The following is a 25,182-nucleotide window of genomic DNA, read 5'->3' as shown; positions in this document are numbered from 1 at the left end:
ACAAAGGTAGCCTTCTTTCCCGTGAGCGCGAGGAATGAGCTTGCGAGTCCCGCAATCGCGAACGAAAGGCGAGCTCTGTGAGAATCGTGGTGGCGCACAACCGGTATCGGGAAGCCCAGCCCTCCGGCGAGAACACCATCGTCGACGCGGAGATCGCCCAGCTCACCGCGGCCGGGGTGGAGGTGCTGCCGTTCCTGCGCAGCTCCGACGAGATCCCCTCGATGTCGAAGCCGGCCAAGGCGCTGCTGCCGATCTCGCCGATCTGGGCCCCGAAGGCCCAGCACGACCTGGACCGCCTGCTCGCCGAGCACCGCCCGGACGTGCTGCACCTGCACAACCCGTACCCGCTGCTCTCGCCCTGGGTGGTGCGGACCGCGCATCGGCGTGGCGTGCCGGTGGTGCAGACGGTGCACAACTACCGGCAGGTCTGCTCCTCCGGGCTCTACTTCCGGGACGGCGTGATCTGCCAGGACTGCCGGGGCCGGGTGCTGGGCGTGCCGGCGATCGTGCACCGCTGCTACCGCGGCTCCCGGGCGCAGAGCGCGCTGATGGCCACCACCCTCGCCGTGCACCGCCCCACCTGGAAGTCGGTGGACCGGTACATCGCGCTCACCACCGCGGTCGCCGACCACCTGCGCGACTACGGCATCCCGGACGAGCGGATCGTGGTCAAGCCCAACGCGGTGCCCGATCCGGGGACCCCGGCGCCGCCCGGGGACGGCTTCCTCTTCATGGGCCGGCTCAGCCCCGAGAAGGGGCTCGACCTGCTGCTGACGGCCTGGCGGCGACACCCCGTGGGGTCGCTGGGCCCGCTGCGCATCGCCGGCGACGGCGAGCTGCGCCCGCTGGCCGAGGCGGCCGCCGCCGACCGGCCCGACGTGGTCTACCTGGGCCAGCTCGACCGGACCGGGGTACGCGCCGCGCTGGCCGACAGCGCCGTGGTGCTGGCGACCTCCACCTGGCACGACGTGCTGCCCACCGTGATCATCGAGGCGCTGGCCAGCGGCCGGCCGGTGCTCGGCACCGCGCTGGGCGGCATCCCGTACCTGGTCGGCGCCGACGGCCCCCGGGAGCCGGCCGGCACCGGCCCGGCCGAGGTGGCCACGGCGGCGCCCGGCGACGGGCAGGTCTCGCTGCCGACGGGGGTGCAGCGCGGCGAGGCCGGCTGGGTGGTCGCGCCCGACCCGGAGGCGCTGGCCGCCGCCCTCCCGGTGGCCCGGGCCGGCGCGGCGACCCTCGCCCCGGCCGCCCGCAGCCGCTACGAGCGCACCTTCCACCCCGACGTGGTCACCAAGCGCCTCATCGACATCTACGCCGACGTCTGCACCACCGCCCGCCGGTGACCGGCTGAGGGGTTGGTCAGCGGAGGGAGGCGCGGGCCGAGAAGGCGATGCTGGCGAGGAGGAAGCCCCCGTTGACGATCGTGAAGGCGACGACCACCCAGACGGCCAGCGCGGGAGCGACAGTCAGCACCAGGCCGGCCAGGAAGATCACCGCGCCGTAGTCCCGGACCAGCTTCGCCAGGCGTACCGGGAGCGAGGTCGAGGTGACCATGCTGGCCGCGTTCGGGCCGGCCTGCATCACCGAGGTGACCAGGTTGACCATCCAGGTGCCGGCGAAGACCGCCACCAGCCACGTGGGCGTCGAGGGGCGCTGCGCCACGGCCGTCGCCCCGAGGGCGGTGACCAGGGCGATCTGAGCGGCCACGTCGCAGAGCACGTCGACCCGGGCGCCGGCCGGGCTGCTCTGCCCGGTCACCCGCGCGAGCTGCCCGTCCGCGCAGTCCAGCGCGTACGCGATCTGCCAGCCGACCAGGGCGACCAGCCCGACGGCCCAGGCCGGGACCGACCCCGCCGCGACGTCGTCGGCGAGCGCGACCACGGTGACCGAGGCGGCCAGGCCGAGCACCAGGTTGGTGATGGTCAGCGCGGTCGGGCGCAGCCCCAGCCGCTGGGCGACCAGCGCGAAGAAGGCTCCGATCCACTGGCTGATCGACTCGCTGAAAAGCCCGCCGCCCCGGTTGATCCGGTGGAAGTCGGCGACGGAGGGGCGGAACGGCTCAGCCAAGGTGGTCGTGGAGTGCACCGGCGTAGTCTGCCAGCCGCTCCCGCGTCTCGGTAGGCGACATCGCGAGGTGTTCGAGGATGGTGTAGCGGTCCGGCCGGGTGGCCGGCGCGAACTGCACCGCCTCGACGAACTGCTCGTCGGTCAGACCCACGTCGGCGGGGAGCCGGGGCAGGCCGTGCCGGGCCAGACAGGCCGACATCTCGGTGAGCCGGCGCTCGTCGCCGCGGAGGAAGGTGCAGAACAGCGCGCCCAGCCCGGCCAGCTCGCCGTGCGAGGCGGTGCCCGGGTAGAGCGCGTCGACCGCGTGCATGATCTCGTGGCAGCCGCCGCTGGACGGGCGGCTGGTGCCGGAGACCGCCATGGCCAGGCCGCTGGAGATCAGCGCCTCGGCGAGCACGGTGACGAAGGCGTCGTCGCTCATGTCGCCCGGGTGGTTGAGCACCGCTTCGGCGCCCGCCCGCGAGAGTGAGGCGGCCAGCCCGTCGACCGGCTCCCCGCGGACCTGCCGGGCCAGCTCCCAGTCGGCCAGCGCGCTGATGTTGCTCACCACATCGCCGATGCCGGCCCGGTTGTGCCGCTCCGGCCCCGCCTCGACGAAATCCAGATCGACGATCACGGCGATCGGGATGTGCACCCCGTAGGAGCCCTTGATCCCTTCGGTGACCAGGCTGGCCACCGGCGACGCGATGCCGTCGTTGGCCAGCGCGGTCGCCACGGTGACCATGGGCAGCCCGCGCCGGGTGGCCGCGTACTTCGCCACGTCGATGGTCTTGCCGCCGCCGATGCCCACCACCGCGTCGTACGACCGGTTGCGCAGCTTGGCGCCCAGGTCGTCCGCGGCGTCAAGGCTGCCGCCGGCCACGGTGAACAGGTCCGCCGACCGCAACGAGGGGCGGATCAGCTCGGCGATCTGCTCGCCCTGCCCGGGGCCGACCACCACCGCCACGTCGCCTCCGGCCGAGATCCGCCCGTCGGCCAGGATCGCGGCGAGGTCGGCCACCGCACCGCGCCGCACGTCGATGTGCAGCGGGGTGAGGATCGTCCGGGCTAGTAGCGGCACGCGATCTCCCGCGCCCGGGCCAGGTCGGCGTGGTTGTCGACCTCGACCCAGGAGACGTCGCCGATCGGCGCGGCCCGCACCTCGCCGCCCCGGTCGGCGAACTCCTGGTAGCCGTCCTCGTAGTAGAGGTTCGGGTCGCGCCGCCAGGTCGCCTCCAGGGCGTCGGCGAGCGCGCCCGCCACCTGCGGCTCGATCAGCGTCGCGCCGATGTACTCCCCGTACGCCGCGCCCGGGTCCATCACCTTGGTGATCCGGGTGAGCTGGCCGGCCGCGTCGAAGGTGGTCTTCATCTCCTCCTCGGCCAGCACCTTGATGTTGTCGATGGCCAGCAGGATGCCCGGGCCGCGCTCGGCCAGCAGGGTCTTCTCCACGCTCACCGGGTGCACGGTGTCGCCATTGACCAGCAGCACGCCCCGGGAGAAGTACTCCCGGGCCAGCCAGAGCGAGTACGCGTTGTTCCACTCCTCGGCCTTGTCGTTGTGCACGAGGGTGATCGTGACGCCGTACTTCTCCTCCAGCTCGGCCTGCCGCTGCCGGACCGCGTCCGCCGCGTAGCCGACCACGATCACGATCTCGGTCAGCCCGACCTCGGCGAGGTTGCGCAGCGCGATGTCGAGGATGGTGGTCTCCCCGTCGACCGGCACGAGGGCCTTGGGCAGGGTGTCGGTGTACGGGCGCAGCCGGCGCCCCGCACCGGCCGCGAGCACCATCCCGATCATGCCGGCACCATCCTCTTCTCGACTCCGCTCCACTCGGTGGAGGATAGCCTCGCGCCCCGGCCGGCCGTGGTTCAGCCCGGAAGGGCGGCCAGGTCGGCGAGCACCGACAGCCGTTCCTCGGCGGTGAGCGACGCCCACGGGCCGGCCGCCCGGCGGTCGGTCTCCTGCTCGATGGCGAGCCGTTCCGGCCCGGCGGGCAGCTCGGCGACGCTCGCCGCGGTGTGCCCCGCCGCGGTCCACGCCGCCGCGTGCGCGTCCGCGCGGTGGTAGCGCAGGGTGCCGAGCCGGTTGAGCAGCAGCACCCCGGGCGGGGTGCCGTCCGGCTCGTGCGGCGGGGCCATGGTCGCGAAGGCGCCCGGCCCGGCCGACCGGACCGCGTGTGCCAGCACCCGGCCCAGCGCCCGGACCAGCCGCTCCACCCGCTCGTCATGCCCCGCCCAGAGTTCCTCGGTCACCTCGGCGTGCACGCCGTAGAGCTCGGCCAGGAAGGCGAGCCCGCGCTCGGTGGCGCAGAAGCCGCCGTCCGGGAAGCGCTGGATCATCCCGTACGCGACCTGCTTGTCCAGCGCCCGCTGGCAGGCGGCCGGGTCCCGGTAGCGGGTCACCGCCGCGAAGCCCGGGGCGTCCACGGTGCCGCCCGGTACGGCCAGCCGGGTGCGGAACTCCACGAGGAAGCCGGTCGCGGCCGGGCCGCCGTACCGGGAACTGAGCTCCGCGCCGCCGCCGTCGCGGCCGGCGAGCATGCCGGCGACGAAGGCCCGGTCGACCGCCGGGGCGACCAGCCCCGCGAACCGATGTGGCGGCAGCTCGACGGTCGCGCTCACAGACCGATCGAACGCAGGGCGGCGAAGGCGTTCTCAGCGATCCGCCGGATGAGCCCGTCGTTGACGTCGCGGTGTTCGTCGAGCAGGCCGATGTCCTGTTCCGCCAGCCAGCGGAACTCCGTGTGCTTCCCCGCCTCCAGCCGGGGCCGGCTCAGGTCGCCGTCGACCCGGACCAGGAAATCGGTCTCCACCCGGGTGAGCCCGTCGTCGCCGGTGTACCGGTATTCGCCGACCTGGCCGAGCACGTGCGAGACGGCCCACCCGGTCTCCTCGGTGACCTCCCGGCGCAGCGCGTCCTGCACTTCCTCGCCCGGTTCGAGGTGGCCGCCGACGATGTCCCAGCAGTTGGGGAAGAGGCGCCGCTCGGGGGACCGGCGCTGGATGAAGATGCGGCCGTCGTCGTCCACGATCAGCGCGCCGGCGCAGCGGAGGGGCTCGGTGGGCACCTCACGACAGTAGCGATCCCGCGCCGTTCGTGGCGATGCCCGGTCTTGTCCCGTTCCGCATCGATGGCCCACCATGTCCGTACCGAGGCCGCCGTCCCACAGGGGTGATGCGTGATGCAGGTACGAGAAGCGATGTCCAGCGAGATTCTCGTGGTCGGCCCGGAGCACACGCTCCGCCAGGCGGCCAGGATGATGTCGGCCCGCCGGGTCGGGTCGGCGGTCGTGATCGACCCGGACTCCGAGGGGGTCGGGATCATGACCGAACGGGATGTGCTCAACGCGATCGGGGCCGGGCTGGACCCGGATGTCGAACGCACCGGAGCGCATCTGACCTGGGACGTGGTCTACGCGGGCCCGGACTGGACGGTGGAGGAGGCGGCCGCGGCGATGGCCCGGGGCGGTTTCCGGCACCTGGTGGTGCTCGACGGTCGGGAGGTGGCCGGGGTGATCTCGGTACGCGACCTGATGCGCGTCTGGGCGCGGGAGCACACGGCCCCCCGGGTCTGACCCGGCGGTGGAAAGGGCGATGGCCCGGCCGATACCGGCCGGGCCATCGTCGTGTCGTACCTAAGGTCAGGGGCCGACGAAGATGGCGGTGGCCCGCCAGTCCACGTTGTCGACGCCCGGGCCGCTGCGCACGGTGGCGGAGCCGGTCGGCTTGCCGTCCGACCACGCCATCGAGGAGAGGTTGCCGGTGGTCCGGGAGACGACGTAGAGGGTGTCGCCGTCCAGGAACAGGCCGTTCGCGTCGGCGAAGGCCGTGGTGCCGGTGACCGTGTTCCGCTCCGCGCCGACGACGCCGGTGTCCGGCGCGAACCCGCGCCAGAACAGGGTGCTCTGGCCGGCCAGCGTGTAGTAGAGACGGCCGCCGGTGTAGAACATGGCGGTCGCGTTCGGGAGTTCGGCGGAGAAGTTGACCGTCTTCCCGGCGTAGGTCTGGCCCTCCGGCGCGGAGCCGGTGAGGACCAGGTCCCACTTGGCGTCGTGGTACGGGTCGAGCTTCTTCGGCGTGCCGAAGGTCGTGCCGTCGAACGACCGCTTGTAGAGGTCGCCGTTGACGCCGTAGAAGAGGTCGCCGCCGACCCAGAAGGGCCCCTTGATCGTGGACCACCGGGTGTTGTCCGGGTTGGGCACCGAGCTGGCGTTGCCCACCGCGGTGGCGCCGTCGTACGACCGCTTGGTGACGCTGTCCACCGTGGTGGTCGGCGGCACCGGCGGAAGCTTGACGATCTCGATGCCCTGGACCAGCGGGTTCTCCAGGACCCGACCGAAGTCGATGTCGATGTTGCCGTCGCTGGTGACCGCGAAGGCCCGCATGGTGCCCTTGTTGGTCGCGCCGATCGAGGCGATCGGGTCGAAGTCGTTCAGCTTCAGCACGCCGTCGATGCTGACGTCGAACTTGCGCTTGCCGGCCGTGGCCGTGCCGGCGTACCGGTTGGCCAGGTAGAGCCGGACCTGGACCGGGGTGCCCGCTGGGACCGGGAAGTCCCACTGCATGTCCGGGGTGGTCGACATGTCCCAGCGCTCACTGTTGAAGAGCGTGGCAGGGGTGCCGGCCGGCACGGTGGCGTCGAACGTCGCGTTGGTCGTGTAGGTCGTGACGCTGCCACCGGTGTTGTGGTAGGTGCTCGGCGCCGTAACGCTGTCGGTGGCCCAGGCCGGGCCGGTCGGCGCGGCCAGCTGGTCGCCACCGGCGTTGACCCGGTAGAGCACGTCCGCCGCGTCCGGAGTCGGCGCGGTCTTCACGATCTCGATGCCCTGGACGAGCGGGTTCTCCAGCACGCGGCCGAAGTCGACGTCGACCACGCCGTCACTGACCAGCGAGAAGGACCGCATGGTGCCGCGGTCCGTGCCGCCGGCGGCGGCCACCGGGTCGAAGTCGTTCAGCTTGAGCACGCCGTCGATGCTGACGTCGAACTTGCGCTTGCCGACCACACCCGTCCGGGCGTAGCGGTTGGCCAAGTAGAGGCGCACGTCGATGCGGGTGCCGGCCGCGACCGGGATGTCCCACTGCATGTCCGGGGCGGTCGCCTCGTCCCAGCGCTCGGTGTTGAACAGCGTCGCGGGGGTGCTCGCCGGCACCGTGGCGTCGAACGTCGCGTTGGTCGTGTAGGTCGAGACGCTGCTGCCGGTGTTGTGGTTGAGGCTCGGCGCGGTGGCGCTGTCGCCGGCCCAGTCCGGGCCGCCGTCGGTCGCCGGGATGGCCGGGCCACCGGCGTTGACCCGGTAGAGGACCTCGCTCTGCGCCGCGCGGCCGGCCTGGTAGACGTCACCGGGCAGGCCCTTGGTGCTGGTGGAGTGCGGAGCGGCGCCGCCGCTCAGCGGGAAGAAGGCGAGGCGCTTCCGCTGGTAGTCGAAGTTGCCGATGTACTCCTGGTCGCTGCCCAGCCAGAGGCCCTCCGGGGTCACCAGCATCTCGGTGACGCCGTAGCCGCGGGGGTGCCGGCCCGGGTTCCAGGACAGCGGCAGGCCGCTGGCCGGGTCGAGGGCCGCGATGCTGGCCCGCGGCACCGCGCCGGGGCCCGCCTGGTCCCGGGCGAGCGGGTTGTTCGACCACCGGAAGTGACCGCCGACGTAGACGGCCTCCTCGCTGATGCCCGTGGAGAGGAAGGTGTCGCCGCCGCTGAAGTTGGTCCAGGTCGGCTGCTGGCCGCTTCCGCTGGCGGCGGTCTCCCAGCGGGCCGCCGAGTCGCAGAGCGTCCCCGGGTACGAGGCGCCGGTGGTGACCACGACGAAGTACTTGCCGCTCGGGGCGAACTGCACGTCGCGCACCCACGAGTCGAACGCGGTGTACTTGCAGGCCCCCGAGTAGCCGTCGGTGTTCCAGTCGGCCACGGTCGCTGCGGTGTCGCCCAGGTTGATCCGGACGATCTGGTCGTGGACGACTCCGTTGGCCTTCTTGAAGTTGCCGATGACCACGAGGTGCTTGCCGTCCGGGGAAACGGCCAGCTTCTCCACGCCAACGCCGGCCGAGGCCCCGCCGTTGGTGCTGGTCCAGTTGTGGTGCTCGGTCAGCGCCACGGTGAGGTAGTCGGTCACCGCGCCCGTGGTCGGGTTCAGCGAGGCGAGCCCGTTGCGGGTGGTGGTCGAGGTCACCGTGGAGAAGATGCCGCCCACCAGGAGCCGCCCGTCGACCAGGGCGATGTCGCTGACCGTGCCGTTGAACGCCGGGCCCTTGAAGCCGGCGACCGGCGTGCCGTCCGCCACGTTCAGCAGGGCGAGCTTCCGGAAGTTGCTGTCGCCGACCTTGTTGAAGGTGCCGGCCAGGTAGACCGTGCCGGGGGTCGGCCCGGCGATCACCGCGGTCACCTCGCCGTCGAGCACCGGGGCGAAGGATTCGTCCAGCTTGCCGGTGGCCTTGTCGAAGGCCAGCACGCCCTTCCGGGTGACCTCGGTGGTCGACGAGCCGCGGTTCTGCGCCTTGGTGAACGAGCCACCCACGATCACCTTGGTGCCGGCGTCGTAGATGGCCACGACGTTGCCGTCGTTGATGTTCGGCGTCTTGTCCGTCGGCACCTCGCTGACCATCGTGGTGTGGTCCGGGGCGGGCGCGGCGAGCGCGGGCACGGGAGTGAACAGGGTGGCGATGCCGAGTACGGCGGCACCGAAAGCGGACACCGAGCGGTGTCTCAGGAACGAGGAAGCCACAGGCTACTCCGGGGGAAACGTCGGAGGCGCTGCGGTCGTGGCCGGTGTCGGTGCGAGGTGGGGCGCCGCACGGCCGACCGCAGACGTGAGAGCAATACCTTCTCGCATCCGGCCGTCGCCCGTCCACCCGGGATCGGCCTTTTTGACCGAGCAAACGCCCCAGCTCACACGAAAAGACGAGGGAAGATCATCGACTCGGTACGGAGGGTGCCGCCGAGGAGACGCTGAGATCCGGCGGCGGTGGGTTGAAGTACGGGTCGGTGGACATCTCGCGGAACACCGCCGCGCTCTCCGGGTCGTCGCCGAAGGTGCTGTCGTACAGGGGTTTGGTGGTCTGCCGGGCGGCGAAATAGACGGCCGCCTTGATCTGCGGATGCTTCTTCAGGTAGGGCCCGACCTCACGCATCCAGTCGGCCCGCTGGCCGGGCCGGCCGTCCTGGGTGAGCCCGAACTCGCCGATCACCACCGGCCGCGGGTGCTTTTGCGCGAAGGCCATGAAGTGGTCCATCCGGTCGGTGAAGCTGTTCCACTCCGGGCCCGGGTAGACGTCGGCGCAGAGCCAGTCGACCTGGTCGTCACCGGGGTAGTAGGCGGCGGCGTCCCGGTCGGGCTCGGCGAAGCCGTCCGCGTGCGGGCACCACACCCAGGCCGCGTTGGTGACGCCGACCTCGGTGAAGATGGCGCGGACGTGCTTCCAGGCGGCGACGTAGTCCTCCGGGGAGTGCATGCTGGCGGCCAGGTTCGGCCGGTCCATCTCCCACCGGTAGCGCAGCAGCACCGGCACCCCGAACTCCTTGACGTCGGCGGCCCGCTGCCGGATGAGCGAGTCGTAGACGCCGGTGACCGTCGACCGGGTGTCGGTGCCCTGCCAGGAGATCATCTGGAGCTTCCCCTGGGACTGGAAGGCCCGCTCGGTGGCGCCCGGGAAGGCCTCGTTCCACTCGTGGAACATGTGCGCGATGGTCAGCTCGCCGCCGGCCGCACGGTTGAACTCGTCGAACGCGGCCGCCCGCCCGGTGGCGTTGTGGAACTGCGGCTTGACCCAGGCGCCCACCCAGGCGCCCTTCTCCGGCGGTTCCGGCCCGCGCCCGGTGGTCCGCACCGGGCCGGTCCGGGGGGTCACCGTGGGCGGGGGTGGTGCCGCCGCCGTCGTCGTCCCGCCCGCCGGCCGGTCGGTCGAGCCGAAATCGCAGGCCGCCACCGTCGGAACGAGACAGCCCAGGGCGAACAGGGCCGCCATCGTCCGTCGTAACCGTCGTAACACCGCAACCTCTCCCCAGGATGGTCGCCGGCCCGACGGTCGTCGAACCCGGCGCACCCCAGGTCAGCGGGGCGGAAAGCCGGGACGGGCGGGCGACCCCTGGCACTCTACCGGCGCGACGGTCCTCACGCGGTGTAGCCGAGTTCAATGAGCAGCGGCCCAGCCTCGGCGAGCACGTCGGCGAGGTCCTGTTCGGCCAGTCGCTGCCGCCAGCGACCAACCGAGTTCGGCCGGGCCTTGGCGAACCGGGCGTGCAGCGCCTGCCGGCCCGCCGGGTCGCCGACCTCCAGAAAGTCGGCGACCACCTCGGCCGCCTCGGCCGGGCGGCTGACGATGTCCTCGTAGCGCAGGTGCCGGACCCGCTCCGGCGGCAGGTCGGCGAGCTGGGCCAGCGCGCTGCTGGTGAAGCGGCGCCACATCCAGGCTGAGCGGCCCAGGTCGGAGACCCGGCTGAACTCCTCGCGCCGCTCCGGCTCCACCCAGAACCGGGGCGTGGCGCCCCACGGCGTGCCGCCCCGGCCGCTCCTGCCGGTGCCCGTCGAGGCCGCGTTCAGCCACGGCTGCTCGGCGTGCGACACCGCCACGTCCCGGCCGTCCCGGTAGACGTGCAGGAAGACGGCGTCCGGGAAGACCTCGGTCAGGAACGGCACGATGAAGCAGTTCTCCGGGTCCTTCTCGGCGAACCGCAGCCCGCCGTGGCCGGAGGCGGCGAGCAGCGCCCCGTAGTAGCCGCGGAAGTAGCGGGCCGCCCGCTGCGGGGTCCAGCTCCCCTCGTACACGCAGCGGGCCACCGCCTTGGTCAGCCGGGGCTCGAAGTGGTAGGACACGTCTGGCAGCGCGCCCACACAGCTGCCCAGGAAGGTGGTGCCGGAGCGGGGCGCGCCGAGGATGAAAATGGGCCGCTCGACCTTCAGGCTGAGCCTGCGGTTGGCGGCCTCCACCGGCCGCTCCAGATCCCGGCGTTCCTTCCGGTCCGCCAGCAGGCCGACGGCGGCGAGCTTCGCGGCCTTCACGGTCGACAGGCCGGAGTGCGGGGCGAGGGGCGTGCTGCTGGTCATCGGGGTCCCATCGGTACGCAGGAACGGGTCAGGACTGGGCGGCAAGGTTCGGGCCGGTGCGGTTCCGGCCCCGCCGCAGCGCGCGCAACGCGTCGAGGTGCAGGGTGGCCCGCCAGCGCCAGGCGCCGGCCAGGTACGCCGCCGCGCCGCCGGCCGCCACCAGGGCGAGCACCGGCGCCGGGGCGTCGAGCAGGCTGGCCGCCCCGAGCGGCAGGCCGAACGCGGCGACGGCCAGCGCCATCGCGGCCCGGGTGCCGGCCCCGAACGGCTGCAGCCGCATCGACCACCAGAGCTGGGCCAGCGGCACCAGGTTGGTGACCAGGATGGAGACGGTCCAGGCCAGGGCGGCGCCGAGGATGCCGTACCGCGGGATGAGCAGGAGGTTGGCGACCACGTTGAGCACGGTGCCGGCCATCGCGTTGTAGAAGGTCCAGGCCGTCCGGCCGGCCATGTTCAGCACCATGTCGACCATGCCGCAGCCGGTGGCCACCAGCATGGTCAGCGCGAGCAGCACCACCACCCGGTGACCGCCGTCGTAGCCGGAGCCGAACAGCGACAGCATCGGCGTCGCGAACGCCGCGAAGACCAGGTACGCCGGCCAGGAGAGCAGCACCAGCCACCCGGTGGCGGCCTGGTAGAGCTGCCGCGCCTCGGCCCGGTCGTCGCGGGCGAAGGCGGCGGCCAGCCGGTGCTGTACCGAGCTGGCGAGCGCGACGCTGGAGAGCTGGCCGAGCGCCAGGAACCGGGTCGCCGCCGTGTAGATCGCCGCGTCGGCCGGCCCGCGCAGGGCGCTGAGCAGCACGATGTCCAGCCGCTGCACCACGATCGCGGCCAGGCTGCTCACCGCGCGCGGCCCGGTGAACCGCCAGAACGGCCCGACCAGCTCGCCCGCGGGCACCGGCCGGCTCACGTGCCGGCCGGCACGGCGGACCAGCCGGCCCAGCCAGGCCAGGGCGACCACCGCGGCGAGCAGGTAGGGCACCACCCAGGCCACCGGCAGCGCGACGGTGGCGGAGAGCCCGAGCCAGGCGGTCACCGCCACGGCCAGGAACTGCACCAGCGTGCGGCCGACCCGCTCCACGGTGAGCAGCGGACGCATCTGGCCGAAGCCACGGCAGGCGGCGAGCGCGTAGTCGTTCAGCGCGGCCAACGGCACGAAGGCCAGCAGGATGCGCAGCGCCGTCACCCCGCCCGGGCCGGCCTCCGGCATGGTCGCCTCGGCCAGCGCCGGCGCGGCCAGCCAGCCGGCCAGGCCGAGCAGCACGCCGACCGCCAGCACCGGCAGCAGCCCGGCCAGGACCGTGCCCCGGATCCGATCCCGCTGGTCGAGGGTCCGCTGCCGGCTGACGAAGTAGACGGTCCCCACGTCGGTGCCGAGCCGGGCCGCCGACGCGGCGATCATGAACGCGCTGGTGGCCGCGAAGAACATGCCGGCCTCACGGACCGACCAGCCCCGGGCGATGACGATGTTCAGCCCGAAGCCGGCCACCGCGGCCAGGCCCACCCCGACCAGGTTGGCGAAACCCTGCCGGGCCGCGCCACCCAGGCCCGCGCCCGCGCCGGGTCCGCCGGCCGGTGCGGTGAGCGTCGGGGTGCCGCCGGCGTCCGCTCGGGTCACCGCCGCCACGACGGCACGCGTCCCCACCAGGTGGCCAGCCGCTCGTCGTACGGGGCGAAGTGGTCCTCCAGCCGGGCCCGCAGCTCCGCCGACATGGGCGAGCGGGACCGCGAGTTGTGCTTGCCGAAGGCGATGTCCGCCCAGCGGGGCAGGCGGAGGAAGTCGCAGACCGCGTCGAAGGACGGCCGCGGGTCGGCGAAGAAGTCGTCACTGTCGATCACGTGCAGCCGCTCCCGGCCGACCAGCGCCTCGAGTCGCTCCAACTGCTCAATGTACCGCCCCCGGGCCAGGTACGCGTTGTGCTGCAGGTGGTGGCTCTCGTACGTCGGGTCGGCGGTCATCCGCTCCCGCTCACCCGCCGTCCGCTCCTCCTCCAGTGCCAGCGCCCGCTCGAAGTCCGGCTCGGTCTCGTAGCCCCGGGCCAGCTCGTGCGAGTGCGCCGAGTAGGCCCGCTCCACCGGGTCGCGGAGCAGCACCAGCAGCTTCACCGAGGGCAGGTCCTTGGCGATCCGCTGCCCGGCCAGCGGATGGAACATGTAGTAAGGGCTCGACTCGCCGGTGATCCCGCGTACGCCGAGCTGCGCCTTCGCCGCCTCCGCCTTTGCGGTGGTGGGGAAGTGCCCCAGGTACCAGTTCATCCCCCGGCGGTAGTCCATGTCGAAGTAGTGCACGCCCTTGTGGTAGGCGGGCGGCAGCACTCCGGGGTGCTGGGAGAGCGTCTTGAACAGCGAGGTGGTGCCGCAGCGCTGCGCCCCCACGATCAGGAATCCCGGCACCATCCGCGACCCGGCGGTCAACCGACCGACCGTCCGGCTCACCGACTTCACCGCGCGGAGCGCCTGCTCCTTGGCCAGCGTCACGTCCCCACTCCTCACTCTCACCGGGCCCGACGGGCCAGGTGCTCCTCCACGGCGGGCAGCAGCCAGGTGTCGACGTGCCCCAGCCGTGCACCCGCCTCCGCCTGCCGGTCCCGCAGATAGCGTGCCGCCAGCTCCACCAGGTAGAGCACGGCGACCAGGTCGGCGCCCCGCCCGTCGGAGTCGAACGGCGCCAGCGTGCGGTCCGCCCCGGCGATCAGCGCCCGCGCGGCCTCGATCGGCTCCACCCCGTCGTTGCCGATCGCGGTCTGCACCGCCCGGTGCAGCGCGTCGTAGCCGACCGGCACGTCCGCCTCGAACCGCTCCCAGTCCCAGACCAGCACCCGGCCGTCGGCCAGCACCGCGCTGTTGCCGCCGTTCCAGTCGCCGTGCCAGGCGCCGAACGCCACCGTCGGGTCCAGGTCCGCGACCGTCTTGAGCACCGCGCGCAGCCGCCCGGCCTCAGGTCGCGCGCCGAGCGCGTCCACCGCGTCGGCCAGCCGGGCCGCGTGGTCACTCCCGGCCCAGGACCGCCGGCGTACGCCGAGACAGCCGGCGACCGTCACCATGGCCGCCCGCTCGGCCGCGTCGGCGGCGGCCGGGGTGGCCCGGGGCAGCCGCACCGGCAGCGCCTCCTGCACCAGCAGCGCGTGCCCGTGCCAGTCGCCGTGGTGGCGTACCCCGGCCACGGTGACCGGGCCGAGCGGGAGGTCGGCCAGCCGGCGCAGCGCGGCGGCCTCCTCGTGGACCAGGGCGCGGGTCAATGGGTCGACACCGAGCTTGGCGTAGCCGAGGGCCAGGCCGTCCGGGGCGAGCAGTTGCAGCACCGGTTTGCGGTTCGCCCGGGCCGGCCCGATGTGCAGGCTGACCAGCGCCCGCTCGCCCAGCACCTCGGCCAGGTACGCGTCCAGCCCACCGCCGGCCACCACGAGCCGGTCGCGGAACACCAGCGGCCCGAGCCCGAGCCGGAAGGCGATGGCCAGCCCCTGCCGGACCAGCTTGGCCTTGCGGCCGACCGCCTCGGTGGAGTGCCGGACCGCGCTCGCCGCGGCCCGGCCGGAGGCGGTGGGCACCAGCAGCCGGGGGCGGGCCGCCGAGGGCACCACCACCCAGCCGGCGCCACCCCTGCGCAGCGTGGGTTCGGCCGGCTCGGGCCAGATCAGCCCGGCCAGCTCACCGAGGTAGGCCGAGCGGCCGTCGCCGTCCAGGGGTACGCGGAACACCATCAGTGGTCACCGGCTGCTTCCAGTCGGGCCCGTAGCCCGGCCACGGTGCCCCGGGGCGGCGCCGGCGCGAGCGCCCGGCGGAGCCGGTCGTTGCGGGCGAGCAGGGCGACCGAGATCAGGCCGTAGGCGAGGGTGGCTTCCAGCGCCCCGTAGGTGAACTGGAAGAAGAGCATGAGGATGAGCACGAGACTGCCGGCGATTCCGATCGCGCTGTGGTCGCGCCGGTAGCGCCAGAGGCAGTAGAGGAAGAAGCCGTTGTAGCAGATCGCGCCCACGTAGCCCTGGCCGACCAGCAGCGCCCAGAGCTGGCCGTTGCTGCCCAGCTCCCGGTTGCCACACTGCTTGCAGTCGTCGGACTTGCCGATGGCGATCGACCGGTTGCTGCCGATCAGCGCCCGGTTGCCGCCGTAGCCGAGCACCGGCGAGTGGTTGGCCGCGGTGACCGCGCCCTCGGAGAGGGTGGTGCGGATGTCGTCGCTGTGCCCGTTCTGCAGCCGCTCGTCGAAGGTGCGACCCAGCGGTGTGGCGATGATCAGCACCCCGATCAGCCCGACCGCCAGGGCGAGCCCGCCGAGCACCGCCATCCGGCCGCGCAGGGCGAGCCGGATCGCCACGTACACCGCGGAGATGCCGAGGCCGATCCACAGGCCGCGGTTGAGCGAGTAGATGATCGGGAAGATCGCGGCCAGCGCGATCGCCACGCCGGCCACCCGGCGCAGCGGCCGGCCCAGCACCACCCAGCCGACGATCAGCCAGATCAGCAGGATCGCGGTGTTCTCACCCCACGAGTTCGTGTAGGTGAACGGCGCGGACGGCCGCGGCGAGCTGGCCTCACCCTCGAGCACCTGCTGGACCTGGGCGAACTTGACGTCCATCAGCGAGGCGACGAAGGGCTGGCTGGCGATCGAGTGGGGCAGGATGAACCGCAGCGGCGCGATGAACCCGAGGGTCGGGAAGAGCGAGCCGAGCCAGCCGCCGATCACCACGACCACGCCCATGAAGCCGAAGAGCCGGACCATCCGGCGCCGGGACAGCTCCCGCTCGCGCAGGTTGTAGACGTAGAGCATGGCCACGGTCATGGCGACGAAGTTGGCCAGCCGGATGGCCCAGCCGATGTACCGGCCGCCGCCGCCCGGCGGGAGCGTGTTCGGCGCGGTGAGGCCGAGCATCACGGCAGAGAGAACCAGCCAGAGCAGCAGCAGCAGCCAGATGCCGAAGCCGGGCGGCACCCGGACCGGCCCCCGGCGGCGCAGCTGCACCAGCATCGGCAGCGCGAAGATGACGAAGACGAAGCTGGACACCCCGAGCGCCCACCACAGCGGGTAGAGCACGAAGAGCGCGATCAGCGGCCACGCCGTGGGCAACCGCAGCGACCAGCCCTTCGGCCGCACCACGACCGGTGCGAGTCGGGTCCCGGGGGGCGGCGGGACCGCCGCGCCGACCGGGGCCGACCCGCGCGCCGGGCGGGGCGGGGTGACGGTGCTCATTTCACGGTGACCTTGGCGGTGGTCGGCGCGTAGATCACCCAGGCGTTGCCGGGTTGCGGGTGCATGAGGTCACCGCCGTTGTCGGCGAGGGTGCAGACCATCCCCAGGCCCGGCTTGCGCCACCGGCCCTTCGCGCCGGACGGCCCGGAGACGGCGACCACCGCGCCCTCACCGAAGACGTTCGCGGATGGGAGCGACCGCGGCGACGGGTTCCGGACGTCGAGCGTCCGGTATTCCATGGTCAGCACGATCACCGAGGCGGCGGTCACCGTCGCGGTGCCCACCTTGCCCACCCAGAGCGACTTCTGCTGGTCGTACCGCCAGACCATGGGCGGGCCGCCGGAGACGGTGACCGACAGTTCGGTGGCCGGGACGAGGTCCCGCCCGGCCAGCGCGGCACCGTCGGTGGCGTGGTCGAGGGCCGCCGTTGGCGGCTGGCCGCCCTTCGGCGCGGCCTTGAGTAGCGCGGTCGTCGAGGTGTAGCCGTCGTCGATGGCGTCGCCGTCGTCCGGGGTGACCCCGGCCAGCCCCGACTTCTCGAACTGGGTGAGGAAACCGGTGGGGCCGCCGGCGTAGCCGACGAACGGGCGCAGCACGGCGACCGACCGGATGTCGACCGGGCGGATCTCGGCGACCGGGCCGATCTTGGCGGCGTCGCGGGACTGGAACACCGCGGTCAGGTGCAGCGTGTCGGATTCGGCGAACTCGGCGTAGACCAGGTCGGCCGCCTCCAGCCCGGCCGGGGTGGTCGACGGGCGCACCCGCAGCGGCACGGCGACCGCCTGCCGGTTGGCCAGCGGCGCCGCGCTCACCGGCGCGCCGGTCAGCGGGCCGGCCGGCAGGCTCGGGGTCGGGCTCGGCGCGGGCGCCGCCGGGGCGCTGCCCGGGTCGACCACGTCGACGCTGCCCGCCTTGGGCTGGGGCTCGCTGCAGGCCGTGCCGAGGCCGACCACGAGGGCCGGGGCGAGGGCGGCGCGGAGCATCTGCCGGCGGTTCACCCCAGGTCCTCGCCGGAGTCGAGGGCGTAGCTGCGGCCCTCGCCGTCGCCCCGGGACCGGTAGGTGCCGCCGCTGCCGTTGACCGGCAGCGGCTTGACCGGGGCCGACGCCTTACCCGGGATGGGCGGCTTCGCCGAGCCGGCGGAGGCGCCCGAGGCGGACGGGTGCATCCGGGGCAGCACCATGGTGGACTCGGCGGAGGGGCCGGGGCTCGGCCGGGGCTTGGGCCGGTTGGCCGGGGCCGCCGGGCGGGTGGCGCCGGGGGTCGGTGCGGGCAGGCGCGGGGCCAGCACGGCGCCGATCACCGGGGCGTTGACCTGCTCGAACTGCTGGAGCGCGGCGGAGATCTCGCCGCTGCGGGTCCGCCCGGTCTCGGCCACCACGATCACCGCGTCGACGTGGCGACCCAGCGCCTGGGCCTCCACGGCGAGGGTCGGCTGGGCGGTCTCGATGAGCACGTGGTCGAAGCGCGCGGACAGCTCGCGCAGGATCTCCAGCAGGCCGGACACCGGCAGCTCGATCTCGGCGTCGAGGTCGCCCGGGACGAGCACCCGGAGCTGGCCGAGGCCCGGCACCGGGGCCAGCGCCTTGAGCGCCGGCACGTCCCGGCGGAGCACCGAGGCCAGGCTGTGCCGCCCCTCGGCCACCCCGGTGATGCCGCTCAGCGCCGAGTCCGGCTTGGTGGTGATCAGCGCGACCTGCTGGCCGGTGCGGGCGTACGCGGCGGCCAGGTTGGCCGCCACGAATCCGGCGGCGGTGCCGGCCGAGCCGTCGCAGAGCAGCAGTTGACGCCCGCGACCGGACTGCGCCGGCTCGGGCACCGCGGAGAGCAGCACGTTGCGCAGGCGGCCCAGCTCGCGGGAGATCTTGTGGGTGGCCGGCAGCACCGCCAGCGAGGTGGTACGCGCCGGCAGCTCCAGCAGCAGCGGCAGCCCGACGCGGTCGGAGATGTCCCGCCCGCGGCGGATCCGAGTGTCCAGCCGGTCCAGCACCAGGGCGAGCACGATGCCGAGCAGCAGGCCGGCGCCCATGCCGCTGGCCAGGTTCAGGGTCCGGTTCGGCGAGCTGGGGTGCTCCGGCAGCCGGGCGTCCGAGATGATCTCGCCCGGGTCGCTGTCGGCGGAGAGCAGCGGGCTGAGCCGGTTGTTCAGCGAGGTGAGCTGGTTGGTCAGCACGTTGCGGTCGGCCTCGGCGCGCTCCCGCTCCGGGCTGTTGGCCGGCGCCGCCGCGATCCGCCCGGCGACCGCGCTGAGCTGCTTGTTCACGTCGGTGATCTGCTGCTTGAGCGAGGTGATCTCGTTCTCGAGCGCCTTCTGCGCGGTGGCCTTGCGCAGGTCGAGGTAGGCCTGCGCGAAGGCGTGCGACCCGGCCTGCGCCTGGGCGGGGCTGTCCGCCTCGTAGGCCACCTGGAGGATCTGGCTGTTCGGCGGGACGGTGACCGTCACCGACTTCACCAGCTGGTCGGCCCCGGTGCCGACCTTCATCAGACCCTTCGCCCGCTCGGCCACGACCAGCGAGCGGACCACCTGCGCCTCGGTGTCGAGGTTGACCTTGGCGTTGGGGTTGTTCTCCGCGCCGGCGCTGAGCGGGCGCACCAGCAGCGACGTGCCCGACGTGTATCGGGCGTGCTGGAGCTGGCTCACCGCCAGGCCGCCGGCCAGGCCGAGGACCGCGGCGAGGAGCAGGATCCACCAACGGCGCCGCAGCCAGCCCAGGTAGGCCATCAGGGCAAGACCGTCGGAGTCGCTCTCGGCCAAATGGGGTGAGGGCATCAGAGTCTGTCGCTCCCTTTCGACCGAGCCGGGCAGTCCACGGCACAGCTGGACCTGACCGTGACCTTGAGTGTCCCCGATCCGAACGATGAGGGAAAGTCTGCTCACGTTCCGGTAAGCCTGCCCACGTGTAGGCAGCCCGCGTAGATATGGCCCATCGGCGCTGGCCATTCGGCGGGTTCCCCGGTGTCGGGCCCGACTGCCCCCGTGGTCGGCGTCTCCGCCGGCCCTCGTGCGGAGCGGTGACGGAATCCTGACACATGCCGGGCCGGCGCGGTTGGCCCGGCCCGTCATACCGGTTCGACCCCGGCTGACCTCGGCGGTCGCACGCCCGGCCGGATCCCGTTTACGGGATTCCCGGGGTGACCCGACCGGTCGGTGGGGATCCGTCCAACGGCCCCTTCAGTTGTCCACCCCCGCGCCAGTAGGTTGTCATGGCGCGTCCGACGGTCATTCACGAAAATCCGGGCGCGGTCGCAGCGTACGGGGAGGAATGTTTGGTGAGCGGGTCAATCGACGACTCGGGTCAGGTCCTGCTGGTCGGCTCCAGCGGCGGGCATCTCGCCCAACTCCTGGCGCTGGAGCCCTGGTACCGGGAGCGGCGCCGGGCGTGGGTCACCTTCGACACCCCCGACGCCCGCTCGCTGCTCGACGGCGAGGACGTGGTCTGGGCCCACCACCCCACCACCCGGAACGTCCGGAACCTGGTCCGTAACGCCTTCCTCGCGCTGAAGGTGATCCGCCGGCGCCGGGTCGACGCCGTGGTCACCACCGGCGCCGGGGTCGCCCTGCCGTTCGTGGTCGCGGCCCGGCTGCGTCGGATCCCGACGGTCTACATCGAGGTCTACGACCGGATCGACAGCGCGACGCTGACCGCCCGGCTCTGCCGTCCCTTCCTCTCCGCGATGCTCGTGCAGTGGGAGGAGCAGCGCCGGATGTACCCGGAGGCGACCGTCGTGGGGAACCTCCTGTGAGCGCGAGGAGTGAGCCGGTTTTGCGAGCCCCGCAGTCGCGAACGAAGGTGACGCTGTGAGCGTGCACGTGCCCCGGCAGCGTGACGGCGGGCCGGTGCCTATCGTGCTGGTCGTCGTCGGCACCGACGTGCACCGGTTCGACCGGCTGGTGGGCTGGCTGGAGCGGTGGCACGCCGACCGGCCCGGCGTCCGGCTGGTCCTCCAGTACGGCCACAGCCGCCCCCCGGCGCTGCCCGAGGCCACGCCGTTCCTCGGCCACGAGGAACTCCAGCGGGCGATGGCCGAGGCCACGCTCGTGGTGAGCCACGGCGGCCCGGCCACCATCACCGAGGCCCGGCGTACCGGCCACCTGCCGATCGTGGTGCCCCGCGACCCGACCCACGACGAGCACGTCGACAACCACCAGCAGCTCTTCTCCCGGCGGCTGGGCGCGGCCGGCATGGTGCAGCTCTGCGAGTCGGAGGCCGACCTGGTCGCCGCGCTCGACGAGGGGCTTGCCGACCCGGCCCGGTTCGTCCTGGCCGCCGACCCGGGCCGGCCCGACCCGCGCGCCGAGGCGGTGGCCCGGGTGGGCGCGGTGATCGACGGCCTGGTGGCCCGCCGGGTACACCAGCGCGCCGGCGGGTGGGGCCGGTGAGCGCCGCCGCGTCGGCCGAGCCCCGCGTCCTCTTCGTCGGGGGCCTCGGCCGCAGCGGCTCCACCCTGCTGGAGCTGCTGCTGGCGCAGAGTGCCGACGTGTGCGCGGTCGGTGAGGTGGTGCATCTCTGGGAGCGGGCGCTCGGCGCCGACGAGCGGTGCGGCTGCGGCGAACGCTTCACGGCCTGCTCGTTCTGGCGGCAGGTGGGCGAGCACGCCTTCGGCGGCTGGTCCGCCGTCGACCGGGACGACGTGCTGGCGCTCAAGGATCGGGTCGACCGGACCCGGCACATCCCGCGGCTGGCGAAGAACTCGCTCTCGCCGGAGCAACTCGCGGACGTACGCCGCTACGCCGACCTCTACACCCGCATCTACCGGGCCGCCCTCGCGGCGACCGGTGCCCGGGTGGTGGTCGACTCCAGCAAGCACGCCTCGCTCGCCTTCGCGCTGCGCTGGGCCGAGGGGCTCGACCTGCGCGTGCTGCACCTTATCCGGGACAGCCGGGCGGTGGCGTACTCCTGGGGCAAGCAGGTGCGCCGGCCCGAGGTGGTCGACGGCGAGGACTTCATGCCGACCTTCTCGCCGTTCGAGGTGAGCAAGCTGTGGACCGCGCAGAACGCCGCGTTCCACCTGCTCGCCGCCCGGGCGCAGGTGCTCCGGCTGCGCTACGAGGACTTCACCGCCGACCCGGCCGGCACGGTCCGCCGGCTGCGTGAGTTCGCCGGCCTGCCCGACGACCCCGAGGCGCTGCGCATCCTGACCGACCCGCCCGCTGCTCCCTTCCGGGCGCACAGCATCGCGGGCAACCCGCTGCGGTTCAGCGGCGGGCCGCTGACCGTGCGGCGGGACGAGGCGTGGCGGAGCCGCCTGCCGCGCCGCAGCCGGGCCGTGGTCAGCCTGGCCACGCTCCCCTTCCGAGTCCGCTACGGCTACCTGGGCCAGCGGGGATCCGACGAGTCCGTGGAGAAAGCATGAGTGGGCCGAGCATCTCGGTCGTCGTACCGACGCGGGACCGCCCCGAGCTGCTGCGCGCGGCGCTCGACGCGATCCTCAGCCAGGCCCACCCCGGTCTGATCGAGGCCGTCGTGGTCTACGACCAGTCCGAGCCGGACCGGTCGCTGGAGCTGGACCGGGGCGACCGGCGGGTCCGGGTCATCACCAACACCCGCAGCCCGGGGCTGGCCGGGGCGCGCAACACCGGCATCGAGGCGGCCAACGGCGACCTGGTGGCGTTCTGCGACGACGACGACGAGTGGCTGCCCGGCAAGCTGGCCGCCCAGCTCGGCGCGCTCGACATGCACCCGGACGGCGCGCTGGTCAGCTGCGGCATCCGGGTCAGCTACGACGACCGGACGGTGGACCGCTCGCTGGACCGGTCCCGGGTGTCGCTGGAGGCGCTGCTCCGCGACCGGCTCACCGAGCTGCACCCGTCCACCTTCCTGATCCGCCGGGCCGCCCTGCTCGACGCGATCGGTCTGGTCGACGAGCAGATCCCGGGCGGCTACGCGGAGGACTACGAGTTCCTGCTCCGGGCCGCCCGGTACGCCCCGCTGGTCAACGTGGAGAGCCCCTACGTGCTGGTCCGCTGGCACAAGCGGTCGTACTTCGCGCAGCGCTGGGAGACCATCTCGACCGCGTTGCAGTGGCTGCTGCGCCGCTACCCGGAGTTCGCCACGGTGCCGCACGGAGAGGCGCGGGTGGCCGGGCAGATCGCCTTCGCCCAGGCGGCCATGGGCAACCGGCGGGACGCCGTGCGCTGGGCTCGGCGCACCCTGGCCCGCAACCCGCGGGAGCCGCGCGCCTACCTGGCGCTGGCGGTGGCGAGCCGCGCCGTGCAGGCCGACCGGGTGCTGCGCACGCTGCACAAGCGCGGCCGGGGCATCTGAGCCGTACGCGCGACGGGCGGGCGACCAGTCGGTCGTCCGCCCGTCTCCGTGTGCGGGGTCAGGCCACGCAGAAGGACTTCCACGCCTGGATGCTCGCCTGGTCGAGCAGCCGGAAGTCACCCTGGCTGACCGCCTGGTTGTAGTACGCGACGAACTCCGGCCGCTGGCCGTTGAGGAAGCCGGTCATCGAGCGGATCCAGGTCGCCCGGCCGCTGCCCGAGTCACCCGGCACCAGGTCGCTGCCGGTCTCCGCGACGCCCCACGGCTTGCCCAGGGCCTTGGACTTGCTGATCATCTCGCCGTAGATCTCCTGCGGCGGGGCGTATCGCTTCCACTTGGCGCCCCAGTTGTAGCAGTCCCAGCCGAGCGTCTCGATCACGTCGCCGCCGGGGTAGAAGGCGTCGAAGCTGCGGCCGGACTTCGGGTCGAGCGTCCAGCACATCAGGATCAGCGTGTTGATCAGTCTGGGGTTGTTCGCCCGGTTCGCCAGCCCGGCGACCCGCTTCCAGGCCGTCCGGTACGCCGCCGTGGTGAACGCGCCGCGCTCGACGTCGTCCTCCGGCTCGTGGAAGTACGACCAGTACACGTTGTGCTCGCGCGGGATCGAGGCGAACCAGGAGGTGAGCCGGGAGTCGTACTTGCCGGAGTTGATCTCCTGCGGGGAGGCCTTGAAGGAGACCACCACGGTCCGGTCCACCACGTCGGCCCGGCTGCCGTTCCAGGCCGGCGGCAGGCCGGGGAAGAAGACCCGGGCCATCCGCAGCTTGCCGAAGGTCCGGTCGGAGCGGCTCAGCGCCTGCCCGAAGGTCTCCCCGTTCTGCACCCCGATCGACGCGCCGGGGAGGGTCAGCCGGGTACCCGCGAATCCCGGGGTCGGGCCGGCGGAGGTCGACGGCGACGTGGCCGGCTTGCCGCCGAGGCCCTGTTCGGCGCTCGGGGTGGCGGCGCCGGGCGTGGCCGCGCCGCTCGGGCCCGCCGACTGCGGCGCGCCGGTCCGCGGCGCCTCGCCGGCCTGCGGGGTCGGGTCGGGCCGGAGGGTCGCGAACGCGGCACCGCCGCCCGCGACGGCGAGCACGAGGGCCGTGGCGACGGCGACCCGCCAGCGCCGCCGGGATCCCCCGGGCGGCGTCGGGGTCGGCGTGAGCGGCGGTGGCGGCGGCTGGTCGCCGCCACCGGCACCGGTCCCGGTACGCGGCTCGGTCCAGACGCCCGCGGGCGGCGGCCCGGGCAGGGTGGCGGTGGCGGTGGGCACGCCCTCGGCCCAACCGGCCTCCGGGCCGGGACCGGCCGGCGGCCCCCAGTCACCCTGCCCGACCGGTCCGGCCTGCGGCGCCCAGTCGGCGTGGGCGGCGTGCGGCGCCGGGCCGGCGTCGGAGTGCCCGGCCGGGCCGGCCTGCCGAGCCGGCCAGGCGTACCCCCGGCCGGCGTCGGCCCACCGGGGGTCAGGGCCGGCGGGACCGGCCACGGCCGGCCCGGTCTCCGGCCAGGGCAGGCCGGACCGGGCCTCGGCCGGTGGTACCGGCGGCGCGGCCTCGGGCCAGGGCAGGACGGGCGCGCCCTGCTGGCGCGGAACGTCCTGCCCCGGCCAGAGGCCGGTCGGCTGTCCGAAGGCGTTGTGCTGGTCTCGCTCGGCCGGCATGACCCTCCCTGGCTGGCGGTGGCCCGTCTCTCGGGGCTCAGGTCGGACGTGCATTCCGACCGACGATATCTCCCGGTCACCTGGGCCGTGCGTACCGCAACACTCAGCCGAACGCCCCACGCGTGGTGCCGGTGACGGTCGAAGCGGGCATCTCGACCCCGGTGCGGGCGATCGCGTCGAGCAGCCGGTCGGCCAGCTCGGGGCGGCAGACCAGCAGGTCGGGCAGGCGCGGGTCGGCCCGGTTGTAGCGCAGCGGCGACCCGTCGATCCGGGACGAGTGCATCCCGGCGCCCAAAGCTACCGCCACCGGGGCGGCGCTGTCCCATTCGTACTGACCGCCCGCGTGGACGTACGCGTCGACCTCGCCGGTCACCACGGCGCACACCTTGACCCCGGCGGAGCCCATCGGGACGGCCTGCGCGCCGAGCAGCTCGACCAGCTCGCCGACGAAGGCCGGCGGACGGCTGCGGCTCACCGCGATCCGGATCGGCCCGTCGACGGCCTTCGGGGTCGGGCAGCCGGTGCCGAGGATGAGCTGGTCACCGTCCACGGTGGTCCGGGCCGGCATGCCGACCGCGCCGGCGACCAGGGCGCCGTCCGGCGCGGCCGAGCGCTGCCAGAGCGCCACGTGCACCGCCCAGTCGTCCCGCCCGGCCTCGGAGAACTCCCGGGTGCCGTCCAGCGGGTCGATGATCCAGACCCGGTCGGCGTCGTGCCGGGGCGCGCGCTCGCCGTCGGCCCAGGCCCGGCGCGAGTCGGCCTCCTCCTCGGAGAGCACCGCGTCCGCCGGCCGCCAGCGGGCCAGCGCCGCGGTCATCAGCTCGTGCGACGCGCGGTCACCGGCGTCCTTGAGCGCCTTCGGGTCGGCGAAGCCCTGCCGGTCCCGCAGCGCGGTGAGCGCCTCGCCCGCCCGCCCGGCCAGCCACTGCGCGAACTGCTGGTCGTCGAGCCGTCCGGCCTCGTCCTCGGTCACGAGCCTCACCACCTGTTTCCCGGGGTCTGCCGC

The 25,182-nt window shown here is 73.5% G+C and carries 22 protein-coding genes; 6 read left to right on the top strand and 16 right to left on the bottom strand.

The features are described from left to right. Window positions 1-77 precede the first annotated feature (77 nt). Entirely contained in the window at window positions 78-1,343 is a 1,266-nt protein-coding gene (locus tag AC0OLQ_RS00490; RefSeq protein WP_484529757.1) for a glycosyltransferase, read from the top strand. Window positions 1,344-1,359: 16 nt separating this feature from the next. On the opposite strand, the gene AC0OLQ_RS00485 is transcribed toward AC0OLQ_RS00490, so the two are convergent. The 5 genes from AC0OLQ_RS00485 to AC0OLQ_RS00465 all read right to left on the bottom strand — a co-directional run bounded on the left by AC0OLQ_RS00485 (window position 1,360) and on the right by AC0OLQ_RS00465 (window position 5,116). After that, window positions 1,360-2,085, bottom strand: a complete 726-nt coding sequence (locus tag AC0OLQ_RS00485) for a CDP-alcohol phosphatidyltransferase family protein (RefSeq protein WP_357331641.1) — start codon at window positions 2,083-2,085, stop codon at window positions 1,360-1,362. Beyond that, window positions 2,060-3,127 carry an iron-containing alcohol dehydrogenase family protein gene (locus tag AC0OLQ_RS00480; RefSeq protein ID WP_357331639.1) on the bottom strand — a complete coding sequence of 356 codons (1,068 nt, stop codon included), beginning with the start codon at window positions 3,125-3,127 and terminating at the stop codon, window positions 2,060-2,062. The genes AC0OLQ_RS00485 and AC0OLQ_RS00480 overlap by 26 nt, the downstream gene beginning before the upstream one ends. After that, complete coding sequence (locus AC0OLQ_RS00475; RefSeq protein ID WP_357331637.1) at window positions 3,115-3,846, bottom strand: phosphocholine cytidylyltransferase family protein; 732 nt, start codon at window positions 3,844-3,846, stop codon at window positions 3,115-3,117. The genes AC0OLQ_RS00480 and AC0OLQ_RS00475 overlap by 13 nt, the downstream gene beginning before the upstream one ends. Before the next feature lie 71 nt (window positions 3,847-3,917). Then, window positions 3,918-4,670, bottom strand: coding sequence for a hypothetical protein (locus tag AC0OLQ_RS00470; protein WP_484529756.1), 753 nt, complete (start codon window positions 4,668-4,670; stop codon window positions 3,918-3,920). Beyond that, window positions 4,667-5,116, bottom strand: a complete 450-nt coding sequence (locus AC0OLQ_RS00465; protein ID WP_484529755.1) for an NUDIX domain-containing protein — start codon at window positions 5,114-5,116, stop codon at window positions 4,667-4,669. Before AC0OLQ_RS00465 ends, AC0OLQ_RS00470 begins: the two co-directional genes overlap by 4 nt. Before the next feature lie 114 nt (window positions 5,117-5,230). On the opposite strand from AC0OLQ_RS00465, the gene AC0OLQ_RS00460 reads away from it, so the two are divergent. Further along, on the top strand, window positions 5,231-5,623 hold the full coding sequence (locus tag AC0OLQ_RS00460) for a CBS domain-containing protein (RefSeq protein WP_148429006.1): 393 nt from the start codon (window positions 5,231-5,233) through the stop codon (window positions 5,621-5,623). A 66-nt stretch (window positions 5,624-5,689) separates the two neighbouring features. Here AC0OLQ_RS00460 and AC0OLQ_RS00455 read toward each other — a convergent pair whose 3' ends face one another. The 9 genes from AC0OLQ_RS00455 to AC0OLQ_RS00415 form a co-directional block, all read right to left on the bottom strand. Next, a complete protein-coding gene (locus AC0OLQ_RS00455; RefSeq protein WP_484529754.1) occupies window positions 5,690-8,764 on the bottom strand; it encodes a malectin domain-containing carbohydrate-binding protein in 3,075 nt (1,024 codons plus the stop codon). 187 nt (window positions 8,765-8,951) lie between these two features. Next, window positions 8,952-10,004 (bottom strand): glycoside hydrolase family 26 protein, encoded by a 1,053-nt coding sequence (locus AC0OLQ_RS00450; RefSeq protein ID WP_484529753.1) that lies wholly within the window; start codon window positions 10,002-10,004, stop codon window positions 8,952-8,954. Window positions 10,005-10,150: 146 nt separating this feature from the next. Then, on the bottom strand, window positions 10,151-11,083 hold the full coding sequence (locus tag AC0OLQ_RS00445) for a sulfotransferase family protein (protein ID WP_484529752.1): 933 nt from the start codon (window positions 11,081-11,083) through the stop codon (window positions 10,151-10,153). Between the two features lie 28 nt (window positions 11,084-11,111). Next, a complete protein-coding gene (locus tag AC0OLQ_RS00440) occupies window positions 11,112-12,701 on the bottom strand; it encodes an oligosaccharide flippase family protein (protein WP_484529751.1) in 1,590 nt (529 codons plus the stop codon). Further along, window positions 12,698-13,561, bottom strand: coding sequence for a sulfotransferase domain-containing protein (locus AC0OLQ_RS00435; RefSeq protein WP_484529750.1), 864 nt, complete (start codon window positions 13,559-13,561; stop codon window positions 12,698-12,700). The genes AC0OLQ_RS00440 and AC0OLQ_RS00435 overlap by 4 nt, the downstream gene beginning before the upstream one ends. Window positions 13,562-13,578: 17 nt before the next feature. Continuing rightward, the gene (locus AC0OLQ_RS00430) at window positions 13,579-14,784 is read right to left on the bottom strand and encodes a hypothetical protein (RefSeq protein WP_484529749.1); all 1,206 of its coding nucleotides are present in this window, start codon (window positions 14,782-14,784) and stop codon (window positions 13,579-13,581) included. Further along, window positions 14,784-16,271, bottom strand: a complete 1,488-nt coding sequence (locus tag AC0OLQ_RS00425; RefSeq protein WP_484529748.1) for an O-antigen ligase family protein — start codon at window positions 16,269-16,271, stop codon at window positions 14,784-14,786. Before AC0OLQ_RS00425 ends, AC0OLQ_RS00430 begins: the two co-directional genes overlap by 1 nt. Next, a complete protein-coding gene (locus AC0OLQ_RS00420) occupies window positions 16,268-17,269 on the bottom strand; it encodes a DUF3048 domain-containing protein (protein WP_484529747.1) in 1,002 nt (333 codons plus the stop codon). Before AC0OLQ_RS00420 ends, AC0OLQ_RS00425 begins: the two co-directional genes overlap by 4 nt. Further along, window positions 17,266-19,041, bottom strand: a complete 1,776-nt coding sequence (locus AC0OLQ_RS00415) for a Wzz/FepE/Etk N-terminal domain-containing protein (RefSeq protein WP_484529746.1) — start codon at window positions 19,039-19,041, stop codon at window positions 17,266-17,268. Before AC0OLQ_RS00415 ends, AC0OLQ_RS00420 begins: the two co-directional genes overlap by 4 nt. Before the next feature lie 497 nt (window positions 19,042-19,538). On the opposite strand from AC0OLQ_RS00415, the gene AC0OLQ_RS00410 reads away from it, so the two are divergent. The 4 genes from AC0OLQ_RS00410 to AC0OLQ_RS00395 are packed head-to-tail and all read left to right on the top strand — an operon-like array spanning window position 19,539 to window position 22,537. Beyond that, window positions 19,539-20,015, top strand: coding sequence for a glycosyltransferase family protein (locus tag AC0OLQ_RS00410; protein ID WP_091265599.1), 477 nt, complete (start codon window positions 19,539-19,541; stop codon window positions 20,013-20,015). A 55-nt stretch (window positions 20,016-20,070) separates the two neighbouring features. After that, window positions 20,071-20,652 (top strand): glycosyltransferase, encoded by a 582-nt coding sequence (locus tag AC0OLQ_RS00405; protein ID WP_484529745.1) that lies wholly within the window; start codon window positions 20,071-20,073, stop codon window positions 20,650-20,652. Beyond that, entirely contained in the window at window positions 20,649-21,626 is a 978-nt protein-coding gene (locus AC0OLQ_RS00400) for a sulfotransferase family protein (protein ID WP_484529744.1), read from the top strand. The genes AC0OLQ_RS00405 and AC0OLQ_RS00400 overlap by 4 nt, the downstream gene beginning before the upstream one ends. Next, complete coding sequence (locus AC0OLQ_RS00395; RefSeq protein ID WP_484529743.1) at window positions 21,623-22,537, top strand: glycosyltransferase family 2 protein; 915 nt, start codon at window positions 21,623-21,625, stop codon at window positions 22,535-22,537. Before AC0OLQ_RS00400 ends, AC0OLQ_RS00395 begins: the two co-directional genes overlap by 4 nt. A gap of 58 nt (window positions 22,538-22,595) precedes the next feature. On the opposite strand, the gene AC0OLQ_RS00390 is transcribed toward AC0OLQ_RS00395, so the two are convergent. Both AC0OLQ_RS00390 and AC0OLQ_RS00385 read right to left on the bottom strand, forming a co-directional pair. After that, window positions 22,596-24,176 (bottom strand): glycoside hydrolase family 26 protein, encoded by a 1,581-nt coding sequence (locus AC0OLQ_RS00390; protein WP_484529742.1) that lies wholly within the window; start codon window positions 24,174-24,176, stop codon window positions 22,596-22,598. 103 nt (window positions 24,177-24,279) lie between these two features. Beyond that, entirely contained in the window at window positions 24,280-25,158 is an 879-nt protein-coding gene (locus AC0OLQ_RS00385) for a 3'(2'),5'-bisphosphate nucleotidase CysQ (RefSeq protein WP_484529741.1), read from the bottom strand. Between the last annotated feature and the right edge of the window lie 24 nt (window positions 25,159-25,182).

It is taken from the genome of Micromonospora sp. Utrum1, from assembly GCF_057197805.1.
This window is presented reverse-complemented; position numbering and strand designations above follow the sequence as displayed.